The organism is Micromonospora noduli, from assembly GCF_003264475.1.
Taxonomy (GTDB): domain Bacteria; phylum Actinomycetota; class Actinomycetes; order Mycobacteriales; family Micromonosporaceae; genus Micromonospora; species Micromonospora noduli.
The window spans coordinates 1-25,759 of the sequence record NZ_PYAC01000004.1 but is presented as its reverse complement, the minus strand read 5'-3'; the positions used below and the strand labels follow the sequence as shown (position 1 = coordinate 25,759).

Below are 25,759 nucleotides of genomic sequence, written 5' to 3'. Positions count from 1 at the left end.
ATCACGCCGTGCCCGGTCCTAGAAGGTGTGTTCAGCGGCGGGGAACTCGCCGCCGCGGACCTCGTCGGCGAAACGGCGGGTGGCGTCGGTGAGAGCGCCGGCCAGGTCCGCGTACCGCTTGACGAAACGGGGCGCCTTGCCCGTCCGCAGCCCGGCCATGTCCTGCCAGACCAGCACCTGCGCGTCGGTGTCCGGGCCCGCGCCGATGCCCACAGTGGGGATCGGCAGCTCGTGGGTGATCCGCTTGGCCACCTCGCCGGGCACCATCTCCAGCACCACCGCGAAGGCCCCCGCCTCCGCCACCGCCCGCGCGTCGGCCAGCACCTCGTCGGCGGCGTCGCCGCGACCCTGCACGCGGTAGCCGCCCAGTGTGTGCTCGCTCTGCGGCGTGAAACCGATGTGCGCCATCACCGGAATGCCGGCACCGACGATCGCGGCGATCTGTGCGGCGTTGCGGCGGCCGCCCTCCAACTTCACCGCGTGACAGCCGCCCTCCTTCATGAACCGGACGGCGGTACGCAGCGCCTGGGCCGGACCCTCCTCGTACGAGCCGAACGGCAGGTCACCGACGATCAGCGAGTGCCGGGTCGCCCGCACCACGGCCCGGACCAGCGGAAGCAGCTCGTCGGCGGTGATCGGCAGGGTGGTCTCGTAGCCGAACACGTTGTTCGCGGCCGAGTCGCCGACCAGCAGCACCGGAACACCGGCCTGGTCGAAGATCGACGCCGTGTACTGGTCGTACGAGGTGAGCATCGGCCACCGCTCGCCGCGCTCCTTGGCGGCCATCAGGTCGCGGGTGCGGACCCGTCGGGTGGCCGGGCCGCCGTACAACGCGGTCACCTCGTGCGGAGTGGACTCCACCATCTCTGTCTCCCTTCCTCGAGGCCGCCTGCGCGGTCCCCGGGTTCCGTCGCGATCGTCGCACCGCGAGACGGGCTGACGGCAGGGCCCAGTGCAAGATGTCACTCCACCAGCGCGGGGCCGCCCCACCTGGCCACCCGGGACCGCGCCGCGAGGTCACCGCCCGGCGGCGCCGGGCCGCCCCACCGACCCGGCACCCCCAGGGGTACGGCTCAGCCGTGCTCGCGCCACCGGTTGGTGATCGGCAGACGGCGGTCCCGGCCGAACGCCTTCATGGAGATCTTCGTGCCCGGCGCCGACTGCCGTCGCTTGTACTCGGCGGTATCCACCAGCCGCAGCACCTTGTCCACGATCGCCGGGTCGTGACCCGACTCGACCAGCCCGTCGCGGCCGAGGTCGCCGTCGACGTAGCCGATCAGGATCGGGTCCAGGACGTCGTAGTCGGGCAGGGTGTCGCTGTCGAGCTGGCCCGGGCTCAGCTCGGCGCTCGGCGGCTTGCCGATCGAGTTCTCCGGGATCGGGGCGGTCTCACCGCGCCGGGCCGCGTCCCTGTTGCGCCACTTCGCGAGCCGCCAGATCAGCGTCTTCCAGACGTCCTTGACCGGGTTGAAGCCGCCCACCGAGTCGCCGTACAGGGTGGAGTAGCCGACCGCCAGCTCACTCTTGTTGCCGGTGGTCAGCACCAGGTGGCCCTCCTGGTTCGACAGCGCCATCAGGATCACGCCACGGACCCGGGCCTGCAGGTTCTCCACTGCCACGCCGGACAGCGACAGGTTGGCCAGGAAACCGTCGACCATCGGCTGGATCGGCTCGACGCGGTAGTCCAGGCCGGTGCGCTTGGCCAGGTCGGCGGCGTCCTCCCGGGAGTGCTCCGAGGAGTGCTGGCTGGGCAGCGACACCCCCACCACCCGGTCCGGTCCGAGCGCGTCGACGGCGAGCGCCGCCACCACCGCCGAGTCGATGCCGCCGGAGAGACCGAGCACCACCGACGGGAACCGGTTCTTGTTGACGTAGTCGCGCAGACCCAGCACCAGCGCCTGCCACACCTCGGCCTCGTCGGCCACCGGCTCGATCAGCCCGCCGGTGGCGGCCGGGCCGGACGGCGTGGGCGGAATGCCGTCCGCCGTGCTGTGCACGATCCGCATGCCGTCGGCCACCGTCTCGCTGGTCGGCGGCCCGGCGGCGGCCGGCAACTCGACGTCGTGCACGAGCAGGTGTTCGACGAACTGCGGTGCCCGGGTGAGCAGCTCACCGTCGGCGCTCACGATCATCGAGTCGCCCTCGAAGACCAGCTCGTCCTGGCCGCCGGTCATGTTGACGTACGCGATGGCGGCGCCCGCCTCGGCGGCCCGGCGGCGGACCAGCGGCAGCCGGATGTCGTCCTTGTTCAGCTCGTACGGCGAGCCGTTGATGTTGACGACCAGGCCGACGCCGGCCCTCCGGGCGGCGGCGAACGGACCGCCGGCCTGCCACAGGTCCTCGCAGATGGTCAACGCGACGTCCACGCCGCCGATCCGCACCACTGTCAGCTCGTCACCGGAGACGAAGTACCGGTCCTCGTCGAAGACCCCGTAGTTGGGCAGGTGGTGCTTGAAGTAGCGGGCGGCCACGACGCCCCGGTGCAGCAGCGCGGCGGCGTTGCGGGCACCTCGGCCCGGCTCGGCGTCCCCGCTGACCTGCGGCGGACCGTCGGCGTCCAGGTAGCCGACCACGACCGGCAACTCGCCGAGACCGTCGGCGGCCAGGTCGGCGGCCAGCCGCTCCACGGCGGCCCGGGACGCGGCCACGAAGGAGCGCCGGAAGACGAGGTCCTCGACCGGGTACCCGGTCAGCATCATCTCCGGGAAGAGCACCAGCTGGGCACCGGCATCGGCGGCCTGGCGAGTCCAGCTGCGGACCAGGTCGGCGTTTCCGGCGATGTCGCCGACGCTCGGGTTGACCTGGGACAGGGCGAGACGCAGGGTGGGCATGCCTTCATCTTGCCCCAGCCTCGTCGCGACAATCCGTACCCTCCGACGAGATTGCCGCCACCCGCCGCGACGGGCGCCCGCGAGGCCGCGGCGGCAGGAGCTCGGCCGTCCTGACAGCGGACGCGGCGGCACCGTGGGGGCCCGCGCTCGCCGGGCGGGACACGAGGGGACGGCCGGCGGCAGTTCGCGTAACGTCTGCGTAACCAGGCCCGGGAACACTGGGCGATCAGGTCGGGTACAGCCCGGCCAAGGCGGACAAAAGAGTGTCGCGAGGGGTTGGGGAAGTGGACCGTCAGCAGGAGTTCGTCCTCCGCACGCTGGAAGAGCGGGACATCCGGTTCGTCCGGCTGTGGTTCACCGACGTTCTGGGCACGCTCAAGAGCGTTTCGGTGGCCCCCGCCGAGCTCGAGGCGGCCTTCGAGGAAGGCATCGGCTTCGACGGCTCGGCGATCGAGGGCTTCGCCCGGGTCTTCGAATCGGACATGGTGGCCATGCCCGACCCGACCACCTTCCAGGTCTTCCCCTTCGAAGGTGGGGTCAGCGGCGAGAGCGCCCGGATGTTCTGCGACATCCTGCTGCCCGACGGCGGGCCGTCCTGGGCAGACCCCCGGCACGTGCTGCGCCGCGCGCTGTCCAAGGCAGCCGAGAAGGGCTTCACCTTCTACACCCACCCCGAGATCGAGTTCTTCCTGCTCGAAAACGGTCCGCAGGACGGCTCGGTGCCCACCCCGGTCGACACCGGCGGCTACTTCGAGCACACCACCCACGCCGTCGCCCGGGACTTCCGTCGCCAGGGCGTACTGGCGCTGGAACGGATCGGCATCTCGGTCGAGTTCAGCCACCACGAGGTCGCGCCCGGCCAGCAGGAGATCGACCTGCGCTACGCCGACGCGCTCACCACCGCCGACAACATCATGACCTTCCGGCACGTGGTCAAGGAGGTCGCCCTCTCCACCGGTGTGCAGGCCAGCTTCATGCCGAAGCCGTTCACCGACCAACCGGGCAGCGGGATGCACACCCACCTGTCGCTGTTCGAGGGCGAGCGCAACGCCTTCCACGACAGCGGCGACCCGATGAAGCTGTCCAAGGTGGCAAAGTCGTTCATCGCCGGTCTGCTGGTGCACGCCCGGGAGTACACGGCGGTCACCAACCAGTGGGTCAACTCGTACAAGCGGCTCTTCCCGCAGCACCTGCCCGACCGGATCACCGAGAGCCCGGCGTACGTCTGCTGGGGTCACCTCAACCGGTCCGCGCTGGTCCGGGTCCCCGCGTACGGCAAGCCCAACTCGGCCCGGGTCGAGGTCCGCTCGCTGGACTCGGCGGCCAACCCGTACCTCGCCTTCGCGGTGCTGCTCGGCGCCGGCCTGAAGGGCATCGAGGAGGGGTACGAGCTGCCGCCGGGCGCCGAGGACGACGTCTGGTCGCTGACCAGCGCGGAGCGGCGCGCCATGGGCTACGAGGCGCTGCCGGAGAACCTCGCCGAGGCAATCGACGTGATGGCCGGCTCCGAACTGGTCGCCGAGGTGCTCGGCGAGCACGTCTTCGACTTCTTCCTGCGCAACAAGCGGGCCGAGTGGGAGCAGTACCGCCGCGAGGTCACCCCGTACGAGCGGCAGCGCTACCTGGCCCTGTAGACGCAGGGGCTGACGCCGTTGCGCGCTGCCGCTATCGTCTCGATCACCGCGCCGGTACCCCTCCGGGCGGAGAGTCGGGAGGCAAGTCGGTGCTGGAGGATCTGTTCAGCGGTGCCTGGCAGAGCGTCGTGTTCGGGATCGTCGGCGTCGGCCTCATGGCCGCCGGCTTCGTGCTCGTCGACCTGCTCACCCCGGGCCGGCTGCGAGACCTGATCTGGGTCGAGCGCAACGCCAACGCGGGGCTGCTGCTCGCCGCCAACCAGCTCGGCATCGCCGGGATCGTCTTCACCGCGATCCTGACCAGCTACAGCGACTTCGGCAAGGGCCTCGCCTCCACCGTGGTCTTCGGACTGGTCGGGTTGGCGATCATGGCGCTGGCCTTCGTGGTGCTGGACCTGCTCACCCCCGGCAAGCTCGGCGAGGTGATCTGCTCACCCGAGCCGCACCCGGCCGCCCGGGTCAGCGCCGCCACCCACTTCGGGGCCGCGCTGATCGTCTGCGCCTGCATCGCCTGAGGCGGCTGTCCGCGTCGCTGTGCTGGCGGCTGTCTGCGTCGCTGTGGCGGTTGTCCGCGTTGCCGCGCGGGCGGTTGCTGGAGGGCGTCGTACCCCGGTCGTAGCGTGCCGGGCATGAACCGCACGGATCGCCTCTACGCGCTGGTCGAGGAGCTGCGGGCGGTGTCACCACGGCCGCGCAGCGCCCGCTGGCTGGCCGCGCGCTTCGAGGTGAGCAGCCGGACCATCGAACGGGACCTCGGCGCGTTGCAGGAGGCCGGGGTGCCGATCTGGGCCGAGCCCGGGCGCACCGGCGGCTACGTCCTGGACCGCGCCCGCACCCTGCCGCCGGTCAACCTGACCGCCGCCGAGGCGGTGGCGATGGCCGTGGCGCTGCACCGGCTCGCCGGCTCGCCGTTCGCCGGGCCGGCCGCCACCGCGCTGCGCAAGCTGGTGGCGGTGCTGCCGGCCGCCGACGCCGCCGAGGCACACCGCCTCGCCGGCCGGGTGCACCTGATCGGCGACGGGCCGGCCACCCCCGTCCCGGCCACCGTCGCCGACGCGGTCGCCGCGCGGCGGGTGCTGCGCATCCGGTACGCCGACCGCGCCGGCGCCGACTCGACCCGTGACGTCGAGCCACTCGGCTACCTCGGCAATTCCCGACACTGGTACCTGGTCGCCTGGTGCCGTCTGCGCGACGAACTGCGGTGCTTCCGCACCGACCGGATCCGGAGCGTCGGGGCGCTGCCCGACGTGGTGGCCCGGGAGCTACGCCTGACAGATCTCGACATCCCGCACGAGCGGGTCCGCCCGCTGAGCCTGGTCTGAGACGGGCTCAGTGCGGCGGGCCTCGTCTGAACGGGGTTGGCGCGGCGGCCTGGTCTGAGCCAGGCTTGGTGGCGCGGCCTGGTCTGAGACGGGCTTGGTGGCGCGGCCTGGTCTGAACGAGGTCGGCGCGGTGGCCTGGGCTGAGACCCGTTCGCGGCCGGCCCGGTTGGGTCTTGTCGCTGGAAACCCCGCCGGGTGATCCGGAAACACCGACAGGACGCTGTCGCCAACGGCCCCGAGACTGCTCCAGACGACGGCCGAACGGCCGGCACGGAAATTCTGGAGGCAGTAGATGTCCAGGTCCACCACGCCCATCACCTGGTTCGAGATCGGCACCGACCGGCCCGAGGACGCGGAGCGGTTCTACGGGGAGCTGTTCGGCTGGACCTTCGAGGAGCAGGGCTCGACCAACGGCGGGTCCTACCGCGTGACCGGGGCCGGCGGCGACACCGGGATCGGCGGGGCGATCCGGGCGACCGACGGGACGTCGCCGAACTACGCCGTGTTCTACGCCGAAGTCGCCGACGTGGCGGAGACCTGCCGACAGGCCGAAGCAGCCGGCGGTCGGGTGCTGGTGCCAGCGCGTACGGCACCGAGCGGTCTCACGTTGGCCCACCTACTCGACCCGGCCGGCAACCACCTGGGCGTGTTCACGCCCCCGCCCCCGCAGCCCTGACCCCTTGCAGGGCCGGGCTGATGCCCCCAGGCTGGCCCCGCGCTATCGGTCAGGCTGGCTCCGGGTGGGCCTGGCTCTGGGGTGGCCTGGTCCGGGGTGGCCTGGTCCGGGGTGGCCTGGCCCTGGGGTGGCCTGGCTCTGGGGCCGTCACCCTGAGCGGGTGTGACGGCCGAGCCAGCCTGGCCGCACGCATCCGCGCGCGTGATCGACTCGGTTTTCATGATGTCGGGGTGTCCGAGCGCGCCGGATACCGCGACTTCACGGAAGTCGAGTGGATCAAGCTGGGGTAGGGCCTGACCTGCTCAGGTCGACCGGGGTAAACCCTGACCATTCGGACGTACCGGGGCTTGTTGGGGTTTGGCAGGGAGTGCTCGGCCTGACCGGCGGGCTCCGGGGCCGGTGATCGACTCGGTTTTCATGATGTCGGGGTGTCCGAGCGCGCCGTATACCGCGACTTCACGGAAACCGAGTGGATCAAGCCGCGACGGGCCCGGGCAGGCCCGACCCGACAGGCCGGCCCTCGGCCTGCCCGGGCGCGACAGGCTGGCCCTCGGCCTGCCCGGGGCGTACCGAGGCCGGCCCTCGATCTGCCCCGGGGCAGGACGAGGCCGGCCCCGGCCTGCTGGTGCCTGCCGGGGCCGGTCTCGTCGCACTACTTGCCGGGCGTACCGGCGCCGTGGTGGCCGCCCGGGCCGCGGTGACCGCCCGGGCCGGGGAAGACGCCGGCCTCGACGGCCTTGGTGATGGCGTCGGCCTGCTCCTGGGTGAGCTTGCCGTCCTTGACCGCCTGGTCCAGGCGCTGCTTGAGCGCGGCCTGCCGGTCCTCGGCGGACGGGCGCTGCGGGCGGTCGGCCGGCCGGTGCTGCTCGCGGATCTTCTCCAGTGCGGCGGTCACCTTGTCGGTGGGCACGCCCAGCTCCTTGGCGAGCGCCTCGGCGAACTCGCCCTGCCGGTCGGCCTTCGCACCCGGAGCCGTGCCGGGAGCCGGGGCGGTGCTGGCGCTCGGTGCCGGCGTGGGAGTGTCGGCGGCGAACGCGATCGTCGGGGCCGCGATCCCGACGCCGAGGACGCCGGCGGCGGCCAAACCGGCCAGCAGGTGCTTCCTACGGATGGTGCGGGACATGCTGTCCTCCAGAGGTTCGGTCATCCTGCGCTGTCATCACCGACAGTGACCGGGTTGTCTGGGGGGAAGCCGTGGCGACCCTGTCAGCGAGCTGACAATCAGGGGCCGGCGGTCGGCGAAATCGGTTGTGTGGTCGCTGGCCGAGCGGTCAGGGTGGACGATCCACCGACGGAAGGACACCGCGACATGACCGTCGAGATTCGGGAGATTCCAATCGGCGAGCCGGGCGCCGGACCGTACGGCATCACGTCTGGCCCGGACGGCGCGCTGTGGCTGACGTTGGCCCATGCCGGCGGCATCGCCCGGTTGTCGCCCAACGGTGCGGTCCGGACCTACCCGCTGGATCCGCCCGGCGGTCGCCCATTGATCATCACGGCCGGGCCGGACGGGGCGCTCTGGTTCACCCGCTCGGGAGACGACCGGATCGGTCGGATCACCGTCGACGGTGAGCAGCGCACCATTGCCCTGCCGGCCGGCACCGGGCCGGGCGGCATCGCGGCTGGGCCTGATGGCGCGCTCTGGTACGCCGGGATGACCTCCGACAGCATCGGCCGGGTGGAGATCGACGGCACCCACACCGCATTCCCGCTGCCGGTGACCGGCGGATTCGCCTCGATGATCACTGCTGGCGCGGACCAGGCTCTCTGGTTCACCCTCAATCAGGCGAACGCGATCGGTCGGATCGATCTCGACGGCAGGGTGACGCTGCATCCGTTGCCCACGATGAAGGCCGGCCCGGTCGGCATCACCTTGGGCGACGACGGCGTCATCTGGTTCGTGGAGATCGCCGCCGGTCAGCTTGGCCGGATCGACCCGGACGGCAAGATCGTGGAGTTCCCGCTGCCGGACCGGGCCGCCCGCCCGCACGCGATCGTGGCAGACCCGGACGGCGGCGCGTGGTTCACCGAGTGGGGTGCCAACCGGATCGGTCACCTCGACGCCACTCGACGGATTGAGGGCTACGCCCTACCCACTCCCAACGCCGAACCGCACGGCATCACCCGCACCCCCACCGGCATCTGGGCCGCCCTGGAAATCGGCGCAGTAGCCCACCTGACTCCACCCACCATCCCGCCCGCCCCCTGAACCTGGCCCCGGTTGATCAAGAGGTTTGCGTCAGGATCCGCTCCGAACATGACGCAAACCTCTTGATCACCGGGGAGGGCCGGGGCCGGGGGTTAGTGGACTGCTGGGGTTGCGGTGAGGGTGGCGGTGGTGGTGTCGAGGGTGGCGGTTGTGCCCACCGGGACTGTGAGCTGGTTGGGGCCGTGGCCGATGGGGAGGCCGCCGAGGACCGGTACGCCCAGGTCGCCGAGGCGTTCGGTGAGTACGTCGACGATGGTGGTGTCCCAGCCGTCGCCGCAGTCGGTGAACTGCCCGACCGCCACCCCGGCCAGTCCGTCCAGCACGCCGGCCCGGCGCAGGTGGGTGAGCATCCGGTCGACCTTGTACGGGGGTTCCTGCACGTCTTCGATCAACAGCACCGCACCGGTCAGGTCGGGCAGGTCCGGCGTGCCGATCGACGCGGCGATCATGCACAGGTTGCCGCCGAGCAGGGTGCCGGTGGCGCGACCCGGGACGCGTACGCCGAAGGTCTCCTCGGTGGGGACCGCGGTGATCGACACCGGTTCGGTAGTCATCAACGCCGCGTGCAGGGATTCGGCGGAGCGCAGTGGCGTCCGCTCGTCGCGCCAGGCTGCCCCGGGGCCGTGCACCCCGGCCAGGCGGGCGCCCCGCCACAGTGCGAACTGCAACGCGGTGATGTCCGAGAAGCCGGCCACCACCTTCGGGTCGCGGCGGACGGCGGCCATGTCGATGGCGTCCACGATCCGCTGGGCACCGTAGCCGCCGCGGGTGCAGATCACCCCGCGTACGTCAGGGTCGGCGAAGGCCGCGTTCAGGTCGGCGGCACGCAGGTCGTCGGTGCCGGCGAGGTAGCCGTGGCGGGCGTACGCGTTCGGCGCCGGCACCGGGCGCAGGCCCCAGCCGGTGAGCAGTTCCATGCCCCGGGCCACCCGCTCGGGCGAGGTCGGCCCGGACGGCGACACCAGCAGCACCGTGTCACCAGGGAGCAGCACGGGCGGGCGTACGGCGGCGCTGTCCTCGCTGATCACAACCGCAGAGCCTAACCACCCCGCCGTGGTCGGGACCCGGGCACGGGCGGCGGGAGCCGCGCGGCCCGTGCCGGGGCGTGGTGCCGTGCGGCGTACCGGCTAGCCTCGACGGGTGGCAACCGCGCTGGTGATCGAGAACGACCCGACGGACGACGCGCGCCGGCTGGGTGAGTGGCTGACCGAGGCTGGGCTGGAGCTGTGGGTGGTGCGTCCGCACGCCGGCGACGAGCTGCCCGCCGACCTGGAGGGGTACGCGGCGCTGGTGGTGCTCGGCGGCGACCAACAGGCGTACCCGTTGCCGGACGGCTCGCCCGGCGCGCCCTGGTTTCCCGCCGTGGAGGGCCTGCTGCGCAAGGCGGTCCGATACCGGGTGCCGACCCTGGCGGTCTGCCTGGGCGCGCAGTTGCTCGCGACCGCGCACGCCGGGTTGGTGGAGCGCAGCCCGTCCGGGCCGGAGATCGGCCCCGGCGTGGTCGGCCGGCGCGACGCCGCCGAGAACGACACGTTGTTCCGGTACGTGCCGTTGATCCCGGACGTGCTCCAGTGGCACGCCGACGAGATCACCGAGCTGCCTCGGGGCGCGACACTGCTCGCCGCCTCCACCCGCTATCCGCATCAGGCGTTCCGCCTCGGTGACCGGGCGTGGGGTTTGCAGTTCCACATCGAGTGCGACGCCGCGATGATCGCCGACTGGGCCACCGACTCGGCCCAACTCGCCGAGCTGGGCTACGACCCGGAGCTGGTGGTCGCGGCCTGCGCCTCGGTGCTGCCCGACGTCGAGGAGGTCTGGCAACCGTTCGCCGCCCGGTTCGCCGCGCTGGCCCTCGGCGAGCTGGACGACAGTACGACGCGGCGCGGTCTGCCGCTGCTCGGGCACTGATGAGCCGGCCGACCAGGGCACCGGGCCGGCTCGCCCGGTACGGCTTCGGCACCGCCGAAGGCGATGGCGGCGCGCGCGCCGCGGACCTGCTCGGCCCGGAGGGGCTGCGGCTGTGGCGGCCAGCCGAGCAGGAGCCGGTCGACGAGGCCGCCGCGGAGCTGCTCGCCGCGCTGTCCCGGGCCGCCGACCCGGACCTGGCGCTGCGCCAACTGCACCGCATCGTGGAGGCCGAGGGCCGCACCATCGAAGGCGGCACCGAATCGCCGCTGCTCGCGGATGTGCACGCCGATCCCGGGCTACGGCGGCGGCTGATCGCGGTGCTCGGCGCGTCGGCGGCGCTCGGCGACCACCTGGTGGCCCACCCCGAGCACTACCAGGCGCTGCGGACCGCCCCGGACGGGCTCGCCCCGACCGCTGAGGGGCGGCTGGAGCCGGCCGACGGCGGCAACGCGGTGGCGGCGCTGCGGGCCGCGTACCGCCTGGCGTTGCTGCGGATCGCGGCGGCCGACCTGACCGGCGGTCGCGGGCTGGAGCAGACGATGGCCGCGCTCTCCGCGTTGGCCGACGCGACGCTCTCCGCGGCGTACGAGATCGCTGTCGCGGAGCTGGCGGAGGGGACCGAGCGGCCCCGACTCGCGGTCGTGGCGATGGGCAAGTGCGGCGGCGGCGAGCTGAACTACGTCTCCGACGTGGACGTCATCTTCGTGGCCGCCGAGGACGCCGACCTGTCCGCCGCGACCCAGGTGGCGACCCGACTGATCTACATCTGCGGGCTGGTGGCCTGGCCGGTGGACGCCGCGCTGCGCCCCGAGGGCAGCCGCGGCCCGCTGGTGCGGACCCTCGCCAGCCACCTGGCCTACTACCGGCGGTGGGCGCGCACCTGGGAGTTCCAGGCGCTGCTCAAGGCCCGCCCGGCCGCCGGTGACCTGCCGCTGGCCCAGGAGTGGATCGACCAGCTCGCGCCGCTGGTCTGGCGGGCGGCCGAGCGGCCCGAGGCGGTCGAGGACGTCCGCGCCATGCGTCGCCGGATCATCGACCACATCCCGCCGAAGGAGCTGGAGCGCGAGATCAAGCGCGGTCCGGGCGGGCTGCGCGACATCGAGTTCGCCGTCCAGTTGCTGCAACTCGTGCACGGTCGCGGCGACGAGACGCTGCGCCCGCCCGGCACCATCCCGGCGTTGCGCGCGCTCGTCGCCGGCGGCTACGTCGGGCGGGCCGACGGCGAGGCCCTGTTGCGCGGCTACCGCTTCCTGCGCAGCGTCGAGCACCGGCTGCAACTCCAGGGCCTGCGTCGTACGCACACGGTGCCCGCCGAGCCGGGCGCGCTGCGCTGGCTCGCCGCCGCGCTGGGTTTCACTGCCTCGCCGGGGCGCAGCGCCGTGGAGAGCTTCCGGGCCGAGTGGGTCACCCACGCCACCGAGGTACGCCGACTGCACGCCAAACTGCTCTACCGGCCGCTGCTGGAGTCGGTGGCCCGGGTGCCGGCGGACGGGTTGCGGCTCACCCCGGAGGCGGCCAGGAACCGCCTGGAGATCCTCGGCTTCGCCGACCCGGCCGGGGCGCTGCGCCACCTCCAGGCGCTCACCGGCGGGGTGAGCCGCACGGCGGCCATCCAGCGCACCTTGCTGCCGGTGCTGCTCAGCGAGTTCGCTGACGCGCCGGAGCCGGACCGGGGGCTGCTCAACTACCGCAAGGTCTCCGACAAGCTGGGCAGCACCCCCTGGTACCTGCGGCTGCTGCGCGACGGCGGCCCGGTCGCCCGTCGGCTGGCCCGGGTCCTCGCGCTGTCCCGGTACGTCGCCGACCTGCTCGCCCGCGACCCGGAGGCGCTGCGGCTGCTGGCCGAGGAGAACGAGCTGGCGCCACGCGCGCCAGAGGTGCTGCGGGAGGGGTTCCTGGCGGCGGCGGCCCGGCACACCGACCCGGTCGAGGCCACCAGCGCCGTGCGCGCGCTGCGACGTCGCGAGCTGGTCCGGGTTGCCTGCGCGGACGTGCTCTGCCGGGCCGGCGCGCTCGCGCCCAGCCCCACCCGGGCGGACGGCGCGAACCGGCCCGCCCGCGGGCTGTCCGACATCACCGAGGTCGGTACGGCGCTCGCCGACGTCACCGACGCCACCCTGGCCGCCGCGCTGCGGGCCGCCCAGGCCAGCCAGCCGGCACCGGCAGGGCTGCGGTTCGCGGTGATCGGCATGGGCCGGCTCGGCGGGTACGAGTCGAACTACCTCTCCGACGCCGACGTGCTCTTCGTCTACGACCCGCCGCCGGGCACCAGCGAGAGTGCCGCCAGCGCCGCCGCGCACGCCGTCGCCGAGGAGCTGCGCCGGCTGCTCGGCGTACCCGCCCCCGACCCGCCGCTGGGCGTCGACGCCGACCTGCGGCCGGAGGGCCGCCAGGGTCCGCTGGTACGCAGCCTCGCCGCGTACGCGCAGTACTACGCCCGCTGGTCGCGGGTGTGGGAGGCGCAGGCACTGCTGCGCGCCCGGTTCGTCTGCGGTGACGCCGACCTGGGCGCCGAGTTCGAGGCGATGATCGAGCCGGTGCGCTACCCGGCCGACGGGCTGACCCGCGAGCAGGTCGTCGAGATCCGGCGGATCAAGGCCCGGGTGGAGACCGAACGGCTGCCCCGGGGCGCCGACCCGGCCACCCACACCAAGCTGGGTCGCGGTGGGCTCGCCGACGTGGAGTGGGCGGTGCAACTCGTCCAGCTCCGGCACGCCGGCGCGATCCCGGCGCTGCGCGGCACGCGTACCCTCGACGCCCTCGCGGCGGCCGAGCGGGCCGGCCTGATCGACGCGGCGGACGCCGCGGAGATGGCCGCCGGTTGGGCCCTGGCCGCGCAGGTCCGCAACGCGTTGATGCTGGTCCGGGGCCGGGCCGGCGACCAACTGCCCCGGCACGGGGTGGAGTTGGCCGGGGTGGCCCGGCTGCTCGGCCGCGACGATCCGGGGGAGTTCCTCGACGAGTACCTGCGCACCGGCCGCCGCTCCCGCGCCGCTGCCGAACGGGTCCTCGATGCCTGACGCGTCGCCGCGCCCAACCGGGCGGAGCGTCGCGGGCTGGGCGGCGGCGACCGGGGTGGCCGTGCTGCTCGCCGTCGCGTTCCTCCTCGCGCCGCCGATGGGCACCGACCTCGCCGCCCAGGTGGCCCGTGCCGGCTTCACCGAGCGGTACGGGGCCGCGCCGGTCGACTTCGGCTGGTACGGCGGCGTCAACCAGTACGGCTACAGCCTCTTCACGGCCAGGTTGGGCGCGCTGATCGGGGTGCGTCCGCTGGGGGCGATCGCCGCCGTGGTCGGCGCGGCCGCGCTGGGTTGGCTGTTCACCCGCAACCGGGCCCGCCGACCGCTGCTGGCCGGCGTCCTCGGCGCTGTGGTGCTGGTCGGCAACCTGGCGAGCGGCCGGATCACCTTCGCGGTCGGGTTGGCGTTCGGGCTGCTGGCGCTCTGCGCGGTCAGCGCGGAACGCCCACCGCGCTGGCTCCGGTTGACGCTCGCCGCCGTCTGCGCCGCCCTGGCGACGGCGGCCAGCCCGGTCGCCGGCCTGTTCACCGGGCTGGCCGGCGCGGCGCTGCTGCTGGGCGCCCTGCGCACCGGTGACGGGCCGGGCCGCCCGCTGCCCGGAGGCTGGCGAGCCGAGCGACCACTGGCCGAAGGGTTCGTCCTGGCCGTGGCGCCCGCCGTCACGCTCGCCCCGATGGCGTTCGTCTTCGGCAACGGCGGCACCCAGCCGTACTCGGCCGAGTCGATGCGCATCAACGTCGCGCTCGCGGTGCTGGTGGCGGTCGTGCTGCCGCGTCGCCGCCGGGTGCTGCGCGTCGGCGCGGTGCTCACCGTGCTGCTCCTGATCGGGGCGTACTACGTGCCCAGCCCGATCGGTTCCAACGCGCTACGGCTGCCGATGCTGTTCGCCCTGCCCCTGCTGGCCGGGTACGCCGCGTTGCGCGGGCCGTGGCTGGCCGGGCTGCTCGCCGCGACCGTCTGGTGGCAGTCCCCGGTGATGACGAGCGACGTGACCCGGGCCGGCGCACCGGAGAGCGCCGAACGTTTCTACCAACCGCTCGTCGCCGAACTCGACCGGCGGCAGCCGGCCGGGCGGGTCGAGGTGGTGCCGCTGCGCGACCACTGGGAGTCGGCGTACCTGCCGCCGACAGTGCCACTGGCCCGGGGTTGGGAACGCCAGGTCGACAGCGACCGCAACGCGCTGTTCTACGACGGCAACCTGAACGCGCAGACCTACGAGCAGTGGCTACGGCACGAGGCGGTGAGCTACGTGGTGCTCGCCCCGGACGCACCCGCCGACCGGTGGGGCCGCGACGAGGCCGCGCTGATCCGCGGCGGCCTGCCGTACCTGCGGGAGGTCTGGCGAGACTCCACCTGGCAGATGTACGCGGTGGTCGATCCGACCCCGCTGGTCGACGCCCCGGGTCAACTCGTCGCCGCCGACCGCGGTGCGGTCCGGCTGACCGCCACGCCCGGGGACGTGCCGGTCCGGGTTCGCTGGTCGCGCTGGCTCACGTTGAGCGGCCCGGACGGCTGCCTGCGACCGGGCGCGGACGGGTGGACCGAGGTGCGGGTCCGCGCCGCCGGCGACTACTCGATCTCCAGTGGGCTGGCACCGGCGCGCCACTGCTGACCCGTGCCTGCCGTCGGCCTCCCACCGACGGGCTGGCAGCATGTCCGGCGTGCCCTCCCACCTCGCGCGCTGGACCGGCCTGGCCGGCTCGATGCTGCTCGCGCTCTCCGCTTTCCTCGGCGGCGCGTTCCCCAGCGGCCCACTGCGAAGCACCCCGGTCAGCATCTGGCAGGGGCCCAACGGCCCGCTGATCCTCGCCGCCTGGCTGGTCGGCACCGGCCTGATGGCGTACGCCTGGTGGGCGCTGCGCGACGGAGGGCCCTCGACGCGGTGGGCCCTGGTCACCGTCGGGCTCTGGCTGCTGCCGCTGCTGATCGCGCCGCCCTTCGGCAGCCGGGACGTGTACGCCTACGCCTGCCAGGGCGCCAGCTTCGTCGGCGGTATCAGCCCGTACGAACAGGGCGTCTCCGCACTGCCCTGCCCCTGGCTGGACACCGTCTCGGTCATCTGGCGCGACACCCCGGCGCCGTACGGGCCGCTGTTCGTGCTCATCGCGGGCGCCGTGGTGAAGGCCACCGGCTCGCTGACCGCCAGCATCGTGCTGTTCCGTGCGCTGTCGCTGGTCGGCGTGGCCATCACCGCGTGGGCCCTGCCGGCGTTGGCGCGTCGGGCCGGCGTGCCGGCGAAGCGGGCGGTGTGGCTGGCGTTGGGTTCCCCGCTGGTCGCCGCGCACCTGGTCGGTGGCCCCCACAACGACGTGTTGATGCTCGCCGCGCTGGTCGGCGGGCTGGCCGTGGTGGCGGCGCACCCGGGCCGGCGCGGCATGCTGCTGGTCGGCGGGCTGCTCCTCGGAGTCGCGGTGGCGATCAAGGTGACCGCCGTGGTGGTGGTCCCGTTCGCCGCGCTGGCGGCCACCGCCGGGCCGTACCGGATCCGCACGCTGATCCGCGACGGCGGCTGGGTGGTCGGCGGCACGGTCGTCACAGTGGTCGGCGTGACCATCCTCGGTGGGCTGGACTTCGGCTGGATCGGCGGGCTGTCCCAGGGCGGCGCCGCCATCGCCTGGACCTCCCCGTCGACCGCCGTGGGGCAGACGGTCGGGTACGTCGCGGCGCTGTTCGGTGGTCACATCGACGCGCTGCCCGTCACCCGCGGGATCGCCGTGGTCCTCCTGGCCGTACTGCTCGTCTGGCTCTGGTGGCGGGCCCGTACCCGCGACCCGCTGTACCACGCCGGTCTCGCGCTCGCCCTCACCGTCGCGCTCGCCCCCGTCGTGCACCCCTGGTACTGGACCTGGCCGCTGTTCGTGCTGGCGGCCACCGCCCAGCGCACCAGATGGTTCACGGTGGTCGCCCTGGTCGCGTCCTTCCTTGTGCTGCCCGACGGCACCGGGTTTCCCCGGTACACCAAGACGGTCGGGGCGCCGCTGATGACGCTGTTGGTGATCGTGCTGGTCATCCGGTTGGTACGGTCGGCTCGAGCGGCCCGTCAGCCGGTCGCCGCCGATTGAGGGAAGGTGCGCCGGTGACCGCTCCCGGCCCGCCTGTTCCGCCGCCTGTGTCGTTGGCGGCATTGCGTGCCCGGTACGCGGGCCTGGTCGGCGCGGTCCTGCTCGCCGTGGCCGGCTACCTCGGCGGGGCGCTGCCCGACGCCCCGCTCGGCGCGACACCGACGTCGATCTGGCGAGCCCCGGACGGCCCGGCGACGCTGACCTGCTGGCTGATCGGCACCATGCTGCTGGTCGGGGCCTGGTGGTCGCTGCGCGAGGGTGCGCCGTCGACCCGTTGGGCGTACGTCACCGCCGGGCTGTGGGCTCTGCCGCTGCTGGTCGCGCCACCGATGGGCAGCCGGGACGTCTACTCGTACGCCTGCCAGGGCTGGACGTACGCGCACGGCGTCGACCCGTACACCGTGGGAGTGGCGGCGGCGGGCTGCCCCTGGCTGGACACTGTGGCGCCGATCTGGCGGGACACCCCGGCACCGTACGGGCCGGTGTTCATGCTGCTCGCGGCCCTCGCCGTCAGCCTCGGCGGCGGGCTCACCGGGACGATCGTGGCGCTGCGCGTGATCGCCGTGGCGGGGCTGCTGCTGGCCGCGCTCTGCCTGCCCGGTCTGGCGCGGGCGGCCGGGGTGCCGGCCCGGCGGGCGGTCTGGTTGGCGCTGGCCGGCCCGCTGGTCGGCGTGCACCTGGTGGCCGGCGCGCACAACGACGCCGTGATGCTGGGCCTGCTGCTGTGTGGGCTGCTGGTCGTGGTCCGTCGACCAGGTCGGCCGGCGGGGCTCCTGCTGGCCGGAGCGCTGCTCGGGCTGGCGGTCACGGTGAAGGCCAGCGCAGTGGTGGTGGTGCCGTTCGCGGTGCTGGCCGGGATGCCCGGCCGATACACCGTACGGGCGTTGCTGCGCCACTGTGGTTGGCTGGCCGGAGGGCTGCTCGCCGCGCTGCTGGTCACCTCGGCGGTGTCCGGCCTCGGCTTCGGCTGGGTGGGCGGGCTGACCCACAGCGGCGACTCGGAGCAGTGGACGTCACCACCCACCGCCGTGGGCTTCGTGATCGACTACGCCGGCGCGCTGGTCGGCCGGGACCCGCAGGCGGTGCCGGTGGTCCGGGCGGTGGCGCTGCTGCTGCTCGCCGGTGTGCTGGTGGTGCTCTGGTGGCGGGCCTGGCAGACCCTGTGCCGGTTGCCCGAGGATGCGGGTCCCGAACTGGCGGGTCCGGCGCTGGTGGCTTCCAAGCTGGTGGGTCCCGAGGGAGCGGGTCCTCGGGTGGCGCGTTCCCGGGTTGCGTTGCACGGCGCGGCGGTGGCGCTGGTCGCCACCGTCGTCCTGTCCCCGGTCTTTCACCCCTGGTACGCGACCTGGCCGCTGGCACTGCTGGCGCTCACCGCCGCCCGCACGACGTGGTTCGTGCTGCCCACCGCGGCGGCAGCCTTCCTCGCCCTGCCCGACGGCACCAACCTGGCCCGCGTCACCAAGGCACCCGGTGCCCTGGCGATGACCGCCCTGCTCCTGACCGTGCTCGTACGCACCGCCCGCCGCCGACCCCGCTGATCATGAGGTTGTCGGGGACCAAGTGGACAGAGCTTCCTGCTAACCCGTGATCACCGAGGCGGGTGGTCAAGATCGCGCTTGAACCTGGATGTAGTGAGCTGTCGGCGGGTTCGAGGCCCCTGCATTCAGGATCGAGCACGATCTCGGTTGAAGGTCTACGCCCAAGATCCGATCAACTGCAGGGAAAGTGCTGCCTCCGGGGCGCCGGAGGCAGCAACATCCCCGAAGTTGCGTGGATCTTGGTGCGTGGATCTTGGCGCGGGGCGCGGGGCGCGGGGCGCGGGGGCGCGGGGGCGCGGGGCGTTACGGGGGACGGTGTTGAAGGGGGAAGCGGGCCGGGCCGGCTCCGCGGTGAGCGGAGCCGGCCCGGCCGGTGTTCGAGCGACTGCTCAGCAGTCGTCGTGCATCTGACTGCTCAGCAGTCGTAGTACATGGCGAACTAACCGCCCATCGGGGCTGACCTGGGGGAGTGGCGTCGATCAAGCCCCTGAGCAGGTCGTACGTCGCATATCAACTTCCATCGTTATCCGGTGTTTCCTGGTGGCTCTTGTACCCGTCCTGTGCCTAACGATCATGGAGTCGTGTTGTGTGCGGGTGGCTCGGAAGTGGGCCGGTGGGGCATCCCGTCGCGCAGGCTCCGCCCGGCGCGGTCTGGTCGCCTCCGGTGCGCGACGGTACCCGGTCGCGGCCGGGGCATCCCAGAGTCGCCGAGGGTTCGGGGCGAGTAGCCCCGACCGCCGGAGGCCATCCCCGGGTCGTAGGGCCGGAGGCCCTGCCCGCCGGAGGCGAGGCCCTTGCTGCTCGGGAAGCCCCGGAGGGTTCCCATCACGATCGGTGCTTCCCCGCTCACATTGGCGTCGATACCTTGATGCCTATGGATGAACCGGACTGGGACGAACAGAAGCGGGGCGAACCCGATTGGGTCTACGACCCACCGGACGAGGAAGACGGATACGACCTGGCCGACGCAGGCGTCGGCCTCAAGAGCGACCCCGCTGGGATCGCCGAGATCCGGCAGCGTCACCCGAAGGCGTACGATCCGTGGACACCCCAGGCTGACTCCGAGCTGATGAAGGGCTACCTGGCCGGCCACAGCATTGACGAGCTGGCGGTGTCATTCGAGCGGCAGCCGAGCGCGATTCAGCGACGCCTTGAGCGGCTGGCCTTCGCCGAGATGAGTCGACATCGCGCTGTGCCAGGTGCGCCCGAGCCGGGCTGACTCAACCGATCCTCCATGCCCTGCGCCGAGTTCCAAGCGGCGTGGGGCATCGGTGCGTCCGACTGCCGGTCCGCCGTTGCCGCAGGCATAAGGCGGAACCGGCAGGGGTCCGACGACGCGGCCCGAAGGGCCGCCTTGAAGACGTATGGAAAGTTCTCACCCCCGGTCACTCACGTCTCTGTCGTACTCCGCTCGATCCGTTACAGATTGACTCCACATGATGCGTGACAGGCCGAGATACCTCAACCGTCACCCACCGCCGCGCCCGCCAGGCGACCGGCATCTTTGTGCCAATCTCGATGGACGGTCGGAGCCAGCGGAGGTAGCTTCACGCCGTGACGCGGCTCAGGCGGTATCGGTATGTCGGACCAGCAGAGATCTTGGCCCGGCAGGCAGCCGCGGTGGGAACCGTCATCGCCGACACGCGCAGCGCGCTCGATACGTGGCTCGATGATCGGCGCGGGACTGGGCTCGACGAGCCTGCCACGTTCGTTGTCGACCTTCACGGCGCGCTCCGGGTGGCACCCCGCCAAAGCGAGCACGTTGCCTGTGCTGCCGGGCAGGACGTCTTGGCTGCCGGAGAGATCACCTTCGCCGCGAGCGACAGCGGATACTTCGTCCAGGCGGTCAGCAACCACTCGACCGGCTACTGCCCAGACCCTGACTGCTGGCCAGCAGTCGCCGCAGCACTTGATCGTCTCAGCATGCCGCATCCCGGCGGCTTCACCGCCGCGCTGATCTTCAGACGTTGCACAGCCTGCGGGGAACGCAACATCGTACGAGACGACGACTTCGCATGCGCCCTCTGCGATGCGGCCCTGCTACCTCATTGGAACTTCTACCCGGCGTGACGACCCCGCGTGACTCGCCAGCATCTCTAGGCGGAGCTGTCACGCACCATCTGACGCTGAGACGTAACGCATCAAGTGGAGCCCGGCAGGTCACTTACGTCTCCCTGCACGGAAACTTGCCCGAGGCGAGGCGGGGATCATTCCTCCGGGGGATACAGGTAACCGCGCCGGAGCAATGCCCGACCAGCTGCTAGCGTACTGTGAATTTGCTGGGCAGTAATCGGAATCGAGTCTTCGCCGCTTCGACGGACGATGCTGATGTAAGCGCCCTCGGTACGGCCACCAACAATCGCACCGTGGACTAGGAATGGCTTTAGCTCTTCTTCCTGCCGTGGAATAGATACGATGATCAGGCCCTCGTGTGGATTGATCTCCACCGCCGTAATTTCGAGCCCAAAAGGAAACGGAAAGAGCCGGCTCTCGATAGCCTGGCGGTATCGCCGGATCGTTGTGCCGATGATCGGGACAGGCTTGATGGACCTGATAACTTCTCCGCCTGCGACCCGCTTGGTGTCCATGCCTACAATAACAATCCCGCCTTCCTCCGCATTGGCAAACCGGCTGACGGCCTCAGCGAGAGAAATTTTTCCACGATCTGTAGTCAAGTCATAGTGTTGTGATTTGACATCCAGCCACGGGCCTTCCGGGAGGCCTTGGAGTAGGTCGGCGCGTCCCCCGGCTACTAGGTCAGCGGCAGTCTCTCTGGTTAGTTCGCCGGTGACTGAGGCGTCGAATATTGCTTTGACGCCCTGCCCAACCTGATAAAGGTCGTGGAGGTTCCTTCCCCACGTGACAACGGAGAACTTGACTCTGTAATAGTAGGGCGCACTCGGCCGCCCTCCGTCACTAGCTACGCTCAATAGTCGACTATTAGTGCGCTGGAGGAGTGGTCCGATCAGGCGCTCGACGAGGGGGAAAAACTCATCGTCTTCATCAAAGTATTCATGAGAGGTGAGATCGCATTCAATGGCCAGCTTGCCGTCATCATGGAGCGTAAACGTGACAGGCTCTACGATGGCACCCTTTCCCCAATATTGATCCTCGGGAGCAACGTCAACGAGAATGGGCGGTGGCTCCCAATTAAGCTGGCGAGCTTTACGCAACTCACGAGATAGATCTGCGGCTTTTGTTGCGCTAAGATCGCTATGGGTGATTACGATGGAGCCCGAGCCGTCGTCATACCGGCGCTTACCGCCGAAAAACCACATACCAAGGCGCGGGTCGAATGAGACGGTGTTGGGCACGAAGAATAGAATCTCACAGAAGCTCCGACCATGATTGAGCTGGCGTACCAGACTTGCAGTCACCTTGGCGGCCATACGTCAGTCACTGCCGGCGGCCAGACCCGGCGGGGGCTGCGAACCGTCGACGCGGTAGTAACGTGCCGTGGTCCCCGGGGATGAGTGCGATGATCGCCTAATGCGGGCAGAATGGCGGACGTGACGAGCCCTGATCCCGACGCGGAGTGGTGGACGACCTCGGAGGTCGCCGCCTACCTCGGGGTGCGGGTCGGCACGGTGGCGACGTATCGGAAGCGGGGGCAGATGCCGGCGCCCGATCTGACCCTTGGGCGGACGCATGTGTGGCGGCCGGCGCACATTGTTAGCTGGCATGAGGCGCGACCGCGACCCGGTGTCGGCGGCAGGGCGCGGGCGGAGGTTCAATCGCCCTCGGGCGATGACGCTGAACGTTAGGCGTTCGGGCACAGCACGCCGACCGTCACGCTGAACACGTACGTACACGAGTGGCCGGACGTGGTCGACCGGACCCGCCTGCTCGTCGACAGCGCGCTCGGCGGACGCCAAACGGCGGCCACGCCGGCTGGGAGCCGAGCATGACCGCCGTTTTGTCAATCTGTACCCAACCTGTACCCAAGATCAGTAGCAATCCTGTTGGTGCAGGTCAGAGCCTTGATCAGGCTCAGCAGTCGTAGTACATGGCGAACTCGTGCGGGGTCGGGCGCAGACGCACCGGGTCGACCTCGTTGGCGCGCTTCCAGTCGACCCAGGTGGAGATCAGGTCGGGGGTGAAGACGCCACCGTCGAGCAGGTAGTCGTGGTCGGCCTCCAGCGAGTCGAGCACTGCCGACAGCGAGCCCGGCACCTGCTTGACGTCGCCCCACTCCTCCGGCGGGAGGTCGTAGAGGTCCTTGTCGATCGGCGTCGGCGGCTCGATCTTGCTCTTGATGCCGTCGAGGCCGGCCATCATCATGGCGGAGAAGGCCAGGTAGACGTTGGCCGACGGGTCCGGGACGCGGAACTCGACGCGCTTGGCCTTCGGGTTCGCGCCGGTGACCGGGATGCGGGTGCAGGCCGAGCGGTTGCGCTGGGAGTAGACCAGGTTGACCGGCGCCTCGAAGCCGGGCACCAGACGACGGTACGAGTTGATCGTGGGGTTGGTGAAGGCCAGCAGCGACGGGGCGTGGTGCAGCAGGCCGCCGATGTACCAGCGGGCCATGTCGGACAGGCCGGCGTAGCCGGTCTCGTCGTAGAACAGTGGTTCGCCGTTGAGCCAGAGGCTCTGGTGGGTGTGCATGCCGGAGCCGTTGTCGCCGAAGAGCGGCTTGGGCATGAAGGTTGCGGTTTTGCCGTTGGCCCAGGCCTCGTTCTTCACGATGTACTTGAAGAGTTGGAGTTGGTCGCCGGCGTGCAGCAGGGTGGAGAACCGGTAGTTGATCTCGGACTGGCCGGCGGTGCCGACCTCGTGGTGTGAGCGTTCGACGTTGAAGCCGGTGTCGACGAGGCGGCGCACGATCGAGTCACGCAGGTCGGCGTAGTGGTCGACCGGCGGGACGGGGAAGTAGCCGCCCTTGTAGGCGGTCTTGTAGCCGCGGTTGCCGCCGGGCTCTTCGCGGCCGGTGTTCCAGGCGCCCTCGATCGAGTCGATGTAGTAGAACGACTGGTGCGCCGAGGTTTCGTGGCGGATCGAGTCGAAGATGTAGAACTCCGCCTCGGCGCCGAAGTAGGCGGTGTCGGCGATGCCGCTGGCGGCGAGGTACGCCTCGGCCTTCTTCGCCACGTTACGCGGGTCGCGGCTGTAGGCCTCGCGGGTGAACGGGTCGTGGATGAAGAAGTTCAGCGCGAGTGTCTTCTGCGCGCGGAACGGGTCGATGAACGCGGTGGCGACATCCGGGAGCAGGAGCATGTCCGACTCGTGGATCGCCTGGAAACCGCGGATCGACGAACCGTCGAACGCGAGGCCGTCGGTGAAGAGGTCGTCGTTGACGGACTCGACCGGCAGATTGAAGTGCTGCATCACGCCGGGCAGGTCACAGAAACGAACGTCGACGAACTTCACGTCCTCGTTCTTGAGGTATCGCAGCAGTTCCTCGGGATTGGCGAACACACATCCTCCTGGCACGTCCACGGGGTGGCTAGGCTTCTGGCGACGCTAGGGCCGGGGGGTTGCCCAGCCGTGTCTCCGTTGTTTCTGCCGTGTTACGTCCCTCGCGGAGCGTCAGCGACGCCCCGGTCCACGCCTCCGGCCCGCCAGGAACGCCGTACCGACTGTGCCAGTGTAATGACATCTGATCGCTTTAGCCTGAATCGGCACACAGCGGCGGCGGCACCCGGCAAGCCCTCATCCCGGCGCGGATACCCTTGACCGCTGTGACCAATCCGCACCTCCCGGCAGCGCCGGCCACCGACCCCACCTTCACCGCGCCGACCCTCGGTCGGCGATTCGGTGCGCTGATCATCGACTGGGTGCTCTGCCTGCTGGTGTCCAACTTCTTCGCCGACCCGGTACGCGACGGCTGGGCCCCGGTGCTGGTGCTTGTCCTGGTGTACGGCATCTTCCTCGGCCTGTTCGCCCAGACGCCGGGCATGTACATCACCAAGATCCGCTGTGTGAACTGGCACGACGGTGGCCGGATCGGCGTGCTCCGGGGGCTGATCCGTGGCCTGCTGCTGGCCCTCGTCGTCCCCGCACTGATCATGGACGAGCACCGGCGCGGCCTGCACGACCGAGTCGCCGGCTCGGTCATCGTCGACGCCCCCCGCAGCTGAGCCAACCCCGCCAAGGCCGGTCCGGGGCCACGCGAACCGCAAGATCGCACTCGATCCAGGATTTAGTGGCATCCTCCGCGCGCGAGGCCACTACATCCAGGATCGAGCACGATCATGCCGGGGCCGGGGCCGGGGCCGGGGCCGGGGCCGGGGCCGGGGCCAGGGCTGGAGCCAGGGCCAGGGCCGGGGACCTAGGCGGCGGGCTGGGCCGGGGCGGCAGGTCGATCCGGGCGGTCGCCAGACCAGGGCGTGGCGCGGGCCGGGCCAGGCCGGGGCGCGGGGCTGCGGGCGGCCAGGGACCGGAGGCGGACGGCGCGTCAGGGCCGGTGCACAAGAGGGTGTACGTAAAGGAGCCGGACCCGTGCGGGTCCGGCTCCTTCGCGTACACCTGAGGGGTCAGCGGCCCCGCGACTGGCGGAAGGCGCCTGGCGGCCGCATGTTCTTCGGGATCGCGCCCTTGGGCATCTGTGGCCGGGCGGTGAGCGCCTTGAGTCGCTTGTCCAGCGAGTTGACGTCCTTGCCGGAGAGGGCGCGGGGCAGGCGCAGCAGCGTCGTCCGCAGCTTGCGGATCGGCAGCTCGCCCTCCTCCTGCCCGATCACGTAGTCGTGCAGGGGGGCGGAGCCGATCACCTTGGAAAGCCGCCGCTTCTCCTGGCCGAGCAGGCCGCGCACCCGCTGCGGGTTGCCCTCGGCCAGCAGGATCACGCCCGGGCGGCCGATCACCAGGTGGACCATGTCCATCTGGGTGGTCGAGCTGACCGCCGGGGTCACCCGCCAGTCGCCGCGCATGTTCTCCATGATCTGCGCCGCCGCGCCGGGTTGCCCCTCGGCGGCGTTCATCATCGCCTTGTTGGACCGCAGGTTGAGCACGATCAGCACCGCGAGCAGGACGAACAGGATGCCGATCGGCAGCCAGATCCAGCTCCAGAGGATGACCGCGACCACGGTGAGGGCGAGCGGGATGAGCACCGCGGCGGCGACCAGCGGCGCGAACCACCGGTCCTGCTTGGCGGTGAACTGGAACACCATCCCGATCTGCTTCAGCCGCTGGCCGAACGAGACCTTCTCCTGGGGCTTTGCCATGCCGCAGAGTCTAGTGGTCGCCGCCGGCCCGGTTGATCCGCGTCCGGGTGCCGGGGCAGCTGAGTACCTTACGTCGCCGTACGCGCCTGGAGCGGCTGGGTAAGGAGGCTGTGGGCGGGGAAGATGAGGCGCCATGCCCATGCCCGGGTGGGGCCTTCGCGCGGAGAGTCGTCAGCAGAAGACGACGACCCCACGAAGGAGCCCGACATGTTCGGCAACGACGCAGATTTCCTGCTCACCCTGCACCGTACCCACGCCGCCGAGCTGCGCGCCGACGCGGCCGCGGACCGGCTCGCCCGGTCGCTGTCCCGTCCGGTCAGCCGCGGGTGGTTGGGCCGGCGCAGGCAGGCCGGTCGCACCGGCGACGCCCGCCGGTGACCGCGCCCAGCGCGACCGCCG

General features: G+C 71.4%; 22 protein-coding genes. 15 read left to right on the top strand and 7 right to left on the bottom strand.

What is annotated here, in order from left to right; translation table 11 throughout:
* Positions 1-18: 18 nt before the first annotated feature.
* Together panB and MED15_RS07325 are read right to left on the bottom strand one after the other, a co-directional pair.
* On the bottom strand, positions 19-864 hold the full coding sequence (gene panB, locus MED15_RS07330) for a 3-methyl-2-oxobutanoate hydroxymethyltransferase (RefSeq protein WP_112582644.1): 846 nt from the start codon (positions 862-864) through the stop codon (positions 19-21).
* Between the two features lie 209 nt (positions 865-1,073).
* A complete protein-coding gene (locus tag MED15_RS07325) occupies positions 1,074-2,831 on the bottom strand; it encodes an NAD+ synthase (protein ID WP_112582645.1) in 1,758 nt (585 codons plus the stop codon).
* Between the two features lie 284 nt (positions 2,832-3,115).
* Here MED15_RS07325 and glnA (MED15_RS07320) point away from each other — a divergent pair, with 284 nt between their 5' ends.
* From glnA (MED15_RS07320) to MED15_RS07305, 4 genes are all read left to right on the top strand, one after another.
* A complete protein-coding gene (glnA, locus tag MED15_RS07320; RefSeq protein WP_091409557.1) occupies positions 3,116-4,465 on the top strand; it encodes a type I glutamate--ammonia ligase in 1,350 nt (449 codons plus the stop codon).
* An 89-nt stretch (positions 4,466-4,554) separates the two neighbouring features.
* Positions 4,555-4,980, top strand: coding sequence for a DUF350 domain-containing protein (locus tag MED15_RS07315; RefSeq protein ID WP_091409561.1), 426 nt, complete (start codon positions 4,555-4,557; stop codon positions 4,978-4,980).
* 114 nt (positions 4,981-5,094) lie between these two features.
* Positions 5,095-5,787: a helix-turn-helix transcriptional regulator gene (locus tag MED15_RS07310; protein ID WP_112600992.1), complete on the top strand. Its 693-nt coding sequence runs from the start codon at positions 5,095-5,097 to the stop codon at positions 5,785-5,787.
* A gap of 292 nt (positions 5,788-6,079) precedes the next feature.
* Positions 6,080-6,463, top strand: coding sequence for a VOC family protein (locus tag MED15_RS07305; RefSeq protein WP_112582648.1), 384 nt, complete (start codon positions 6,080-6,082; stop codon positions 6,461-6,463).
* Between the two features lie 652 nt (positions 6,464-7,115).
* Here the strand turns inward: MED15_RS07305 and MED15_RS07300 are convergent.
* Positions 7,116-7,586: a hypothetical protein gene (locus tag MED15_RS07300; protein ID WP_112601025.1), complete on the bottom strand. Its 471-nt coding sequence runs from the start codon at positions 7,584-7,586 to the stop codon at positions 7,116-7,118.
* Between the two features lie 186 nt (positions 7,587-7,772).
* Between MED15_RS07300 and MED15_RS07295 the strand changes: the two genes are divergently transcribed.
* Positions 7,773-8,672 (top strand): Vgb family protein, encoded by a 900-nt coding sequence (locus MED15_RS07295; RefSeq protein ID WP_112735125.1) that lies wholly within the window; start codon positions 7,773-7,775, stop codon positions 8,670-8,672.
* Positions 8,673-8,764: 92 nt separating this feature from the next.
* On the opposite strand, the gene MED15_RS07290 is transcribed toward MED15_RS07295, so the two are convergent.
* On the bottom strand, positions 8,765-9,700 hold the full coding sequence (locus MED15_RS07290) for a S66 peptidase family protein (protein ID WP_112600990.1): 936 nt from the start codon (positions 9,698-9,700) through the stop codon (positions 8,765-8,767).
* Between the two features lie 112 nt (positions 9,701-9,812).
* Between MED15_RS07290 and MED15_RS07285 the strand changes: the two genes are divergently transcribed.
* The 7 genes from MED15_RS07285 to MED15_RS07255 all read left to right on the top strand — a co-directional run bounded on the left by MED15_RS07285 (position 9,813) and on the right by MED15_RS07255 (position 20,270).
* Complete coding sequence (locus tag MED15_RS07285; RefSeq protein ID WP_112700368.1) at positions 9,813-10,580, top strand: type 1 glutamine amidotransferase; 768 nt, start codon at positions 9,813-9,815, stop codon at positions 10,578-10,580.
* The gene (locus MED15_RS07280; protein ID WP_112735123.1) at positions 10,580-13,600 is read left to right on the top strand and encodes a bifunctional [glutamine synthetase] adenylyltransferase/[glutamine synthetase]-adenylyl-L-tyrosine phosphorylase; all 3,021 of its coding nucleotides are present in this window, start codon (positions 10,580-10,582) and stop codon (positions 13,598-13,600) included. Before MED15_RS07285 ends, MED15_RS07280 begins: the two co-directional genes overlap by 1 nt.
* On the top strand, positions 13,593-15,212 hold the full coding sequence (locus MED15_RS07275; protein ID WP_244220405.1) for a hypothetical protein: 1,620 nt from the start codon (positions 13,593-13,595) through the stop codon (positions 15,210-15,212). The genes MED15_RS07280 and MED15_RS07275 overlap by 8 nt, the downstream gene beginning before the upstream one ends.
* A 40-nt stretch (positions 15,213-15,252) precedes the next feature.
* Complete coding sequence (mptB, locus tag MED15_RS07270; protein ID WP_112732975.1) at positions 15,253-16,662, top strand: polyprenol phosphomannose-dependent alpha 1,6 mannosyltransferase MptB; 1,410 nt, start codon at positions 15,253-15,255, stop codon at positions 16,660-16,662.
* A gap of 14 nt (positions 16,663-16,676) precedes the next feature.
* Entirely contained in the window at positions 16,677-18,200 is a 1,524-nt protein-coding gene (mptB, locus tag MED15_RS07265) for a polyprenol phosphomannose-dependent alpha 1,6 mannosyltransferase MptB (RefSeq protein WP_167457618.1), read from the top strand.
* 874 nt (positions 18,201-19,074) lie between these two features.
* Entirely contained in the window at positions 19,075-19,419 is a 345-nt protein-coding gene (locus tag MED15_RS07260) for a hypothetical protein (protein ID WP_112700370.1), read from the top strand.
* Positions 19,420-19,820: 401 nt separating this feature from the next.
* Positions 19,821-20,270, top strand: coding sequence for a hypothetical protein (locus MED15_RS07255; protein WP_208646588.1), 450 nt, complete (start codon positions 19,821-19,823; stop codon positions 20,268-20,270).
* A gap of 137 nt (positions 20,271-20,407) precedes the next feature.
* Here MED15_RS07255 and MED15_RS33180 read toward each other — a convergent pair whose 3' ends face one another.
* The gene (locus tag MED15_RS33180; RefSeq protein WP_146766697.1) at positions 20,408-21,589 is read right to left on the bottom strand and encodes an AlbA family DNA-binding domain-containing protein; all 1,182 of its coding nucleotides are present in this window, start codon (positions 21,587-21,589) and stop codon (positions 20,408-20,410) included.
* Between the two features lie 111 nt (positions 21,590-21,700).
* Here MED15_RS33180 and MED15_RS34780 point away from each other — a divergent pair, with 111 nt between their 5' ends.
* Entirely contained in the window at positions 21,701-21,964 is a 264-nt protein-coding gene (locus MED15_RS34780; RefSeq protein WP_363698615.1) for a helix-turn-helix domain-containing protein, read from the top strand.
* A gap of 226 nt (positions 21,965-22,190) precedes the next feature.
* On the opposite strand, the gene glnA (MED15_RS07240) is transcribed toward MED15_RS34780, so the two are convergent.
* The gene (gene glnA / locus MED15_RS07240; protein WP_112671701.1) at positions 22,191-23,615 is read right to left on the bottom strand and encodes a type I glutamate--ammonia ligase; all 1,425 of its coding nucleotides are present in this window, start codon (positions 23,613-23,615) and stop codon (positions 22,191-22,193) included.
* A 263-nt stretch (positions 23,616-23,878) separates the two neighbouring features.
* On the opposite strand from glnA (MED15_RS07240), the gene MED15_RS07235 reads away from it, so the two are divergent.
* The gene (locus tag MED15_RS07235; RefSeq protein WP_220090459.1) at positions 23,879-24,277 is read left to right on the top strand and encodes an RDD family protein; all 399 of its coding nucleotides are present in this window, start codon (positions 23,879-23,881) and stop codon (positions 24,275-24,277) included.
* Between the two features lie 396 nt (positions 24,278-24,673).
* On the opposite strand, the gene MED15_RS07225 is transcribed toward MED15_RS07235, so the two are convergent.
* On the bottom strand, positions 24,674-25,360 hold the full coding sequence (locus MED15_RS07225; RefSeq protein ID WP_091407420.1) for a DUF4191 domain-containing protein: 687 nt from the start codon (positions 25,358-25,360) through the stop codon (positions 24,674-24,676).
* Positions 25,361-25,567: 207 nt separating this feature from the next.
* On the opposite strand from MED15_RS07225, the gene MED15_RS33405 reads away from it, so the two are divergent.
* Positions 25,568-25,738 (top strand): hypothetical protein, encoded by a 171-nt coding sequence (locus tag MED15_RS33405; RefSeq protein WP_167362519.1) that lies wholly within the window; start codon positions 25,568-25,570, stop codon positions 25,736-25,738.
* Positions 25,739-25,759: the final 21 nt, after the last annotated feature.

Excerpts from the sequence above, each read along its gene's own strand:
- MED15_RS33180 (WP_146766697.1), bottom strand. The coding sequence starts at position 21,589 with ATGGCCGCCAAGGTGACTGCAAGTCTGGTACGCCAGCTCAATCATGGT.
- mptB (WP_112732975.1), top strand. The coding sequence starts at position 15,253 with ATGTCCGGCGTGCCCTCCCACCTCGCGCGCTGGACCGGCCTGGCCGGC.
- MED15_RS33405 (WP_167362519.1), top strand. The coding sequence starts at position 25,568 with ATGTTCGGCAACGACGCAGATTTCCTGCTCACCCTGCACCGTACCCAC.
- panB (WP_112582644.1), bottom strand. The coding sequence starts at position 864 with ATGGTGGAGTCCACTCCGCACGAGGTGACCGCGTTGTACGGCGGCCCG.
- MED15_RS07300 (WP_112601025.1), bottom strand. The coding sequence starts at position 7,586 with ATGTCCCGCACCATCCGTAGGAAGCACCTGCTGGCCGGTTTGGCCGCC.
- MED15_RS07280 (WP_112735123.1), top strand. The coding sequence starts at position 10,580 with ATGAGCCGGCCGACCAGGGCACCGGGCCGGCTCGCCCGGTACGGCTTC.
- MED15_RS07325 (WP_112582645.1), bottom strand. The coding sequence starts at position 2,831 with ATGCCCACCCTGCGTCTCGCCCTGTCCCAGGTCAACCCGAGCGTCGGC.
- MED15_RS07310 (WP_112600992.1), top strand. The coding sequence starts at position 5,095 with ATGAACCGCACGGATCGCCTCTACGCGCTGGTCGAGGAGCTGCGGGCG.
- MED15_RS34780 (WP_363698615.1), top strand. The coding sequence starts at position 21,701 with ATGGCGGACGTGACGAGCCCTGATCCCGACGCGGAGTGGTGGACGACC.
- MED15_RS07295 (WP_112735125.1), top strand. The coding sequence starts at position 7,773 with ATGACCGTCGAGATTCGGGAGATTCCAATCGGCGAGCCGGGCGCCGGA.
- MED15_RS07275 (WP_244220405.1), top strand. The coding sequence starts at position 13,593 with ATGCCTGACGCGTCGCCGCGCCCAACCGGGCGGAGCGTCGCGGGCTGG.
- MED15_RS07225 (WP_091407420.1), bottom strand. The coding sequence starts at position 25,360 with ATGGCAAAGCCCCAGGAGAAGGTCTCGTTCGGCCAGCGGCTGAAGCAG.
- MED15_RS07305 (WP_112582648.1), top strand. The coding sequence starts at position 6,080 with ATGTCCAGGTCCACCACGCCCATCACCTGGTTCGAGATCGGCACCGAC.
- MED15_RS07260 (WP_112700370.1), top strand. The coding sequence starts at position 19,075 with ATGGATGAACCGGACTGGGACGAACAGAAGCGGGGCGAACCCGATTGG.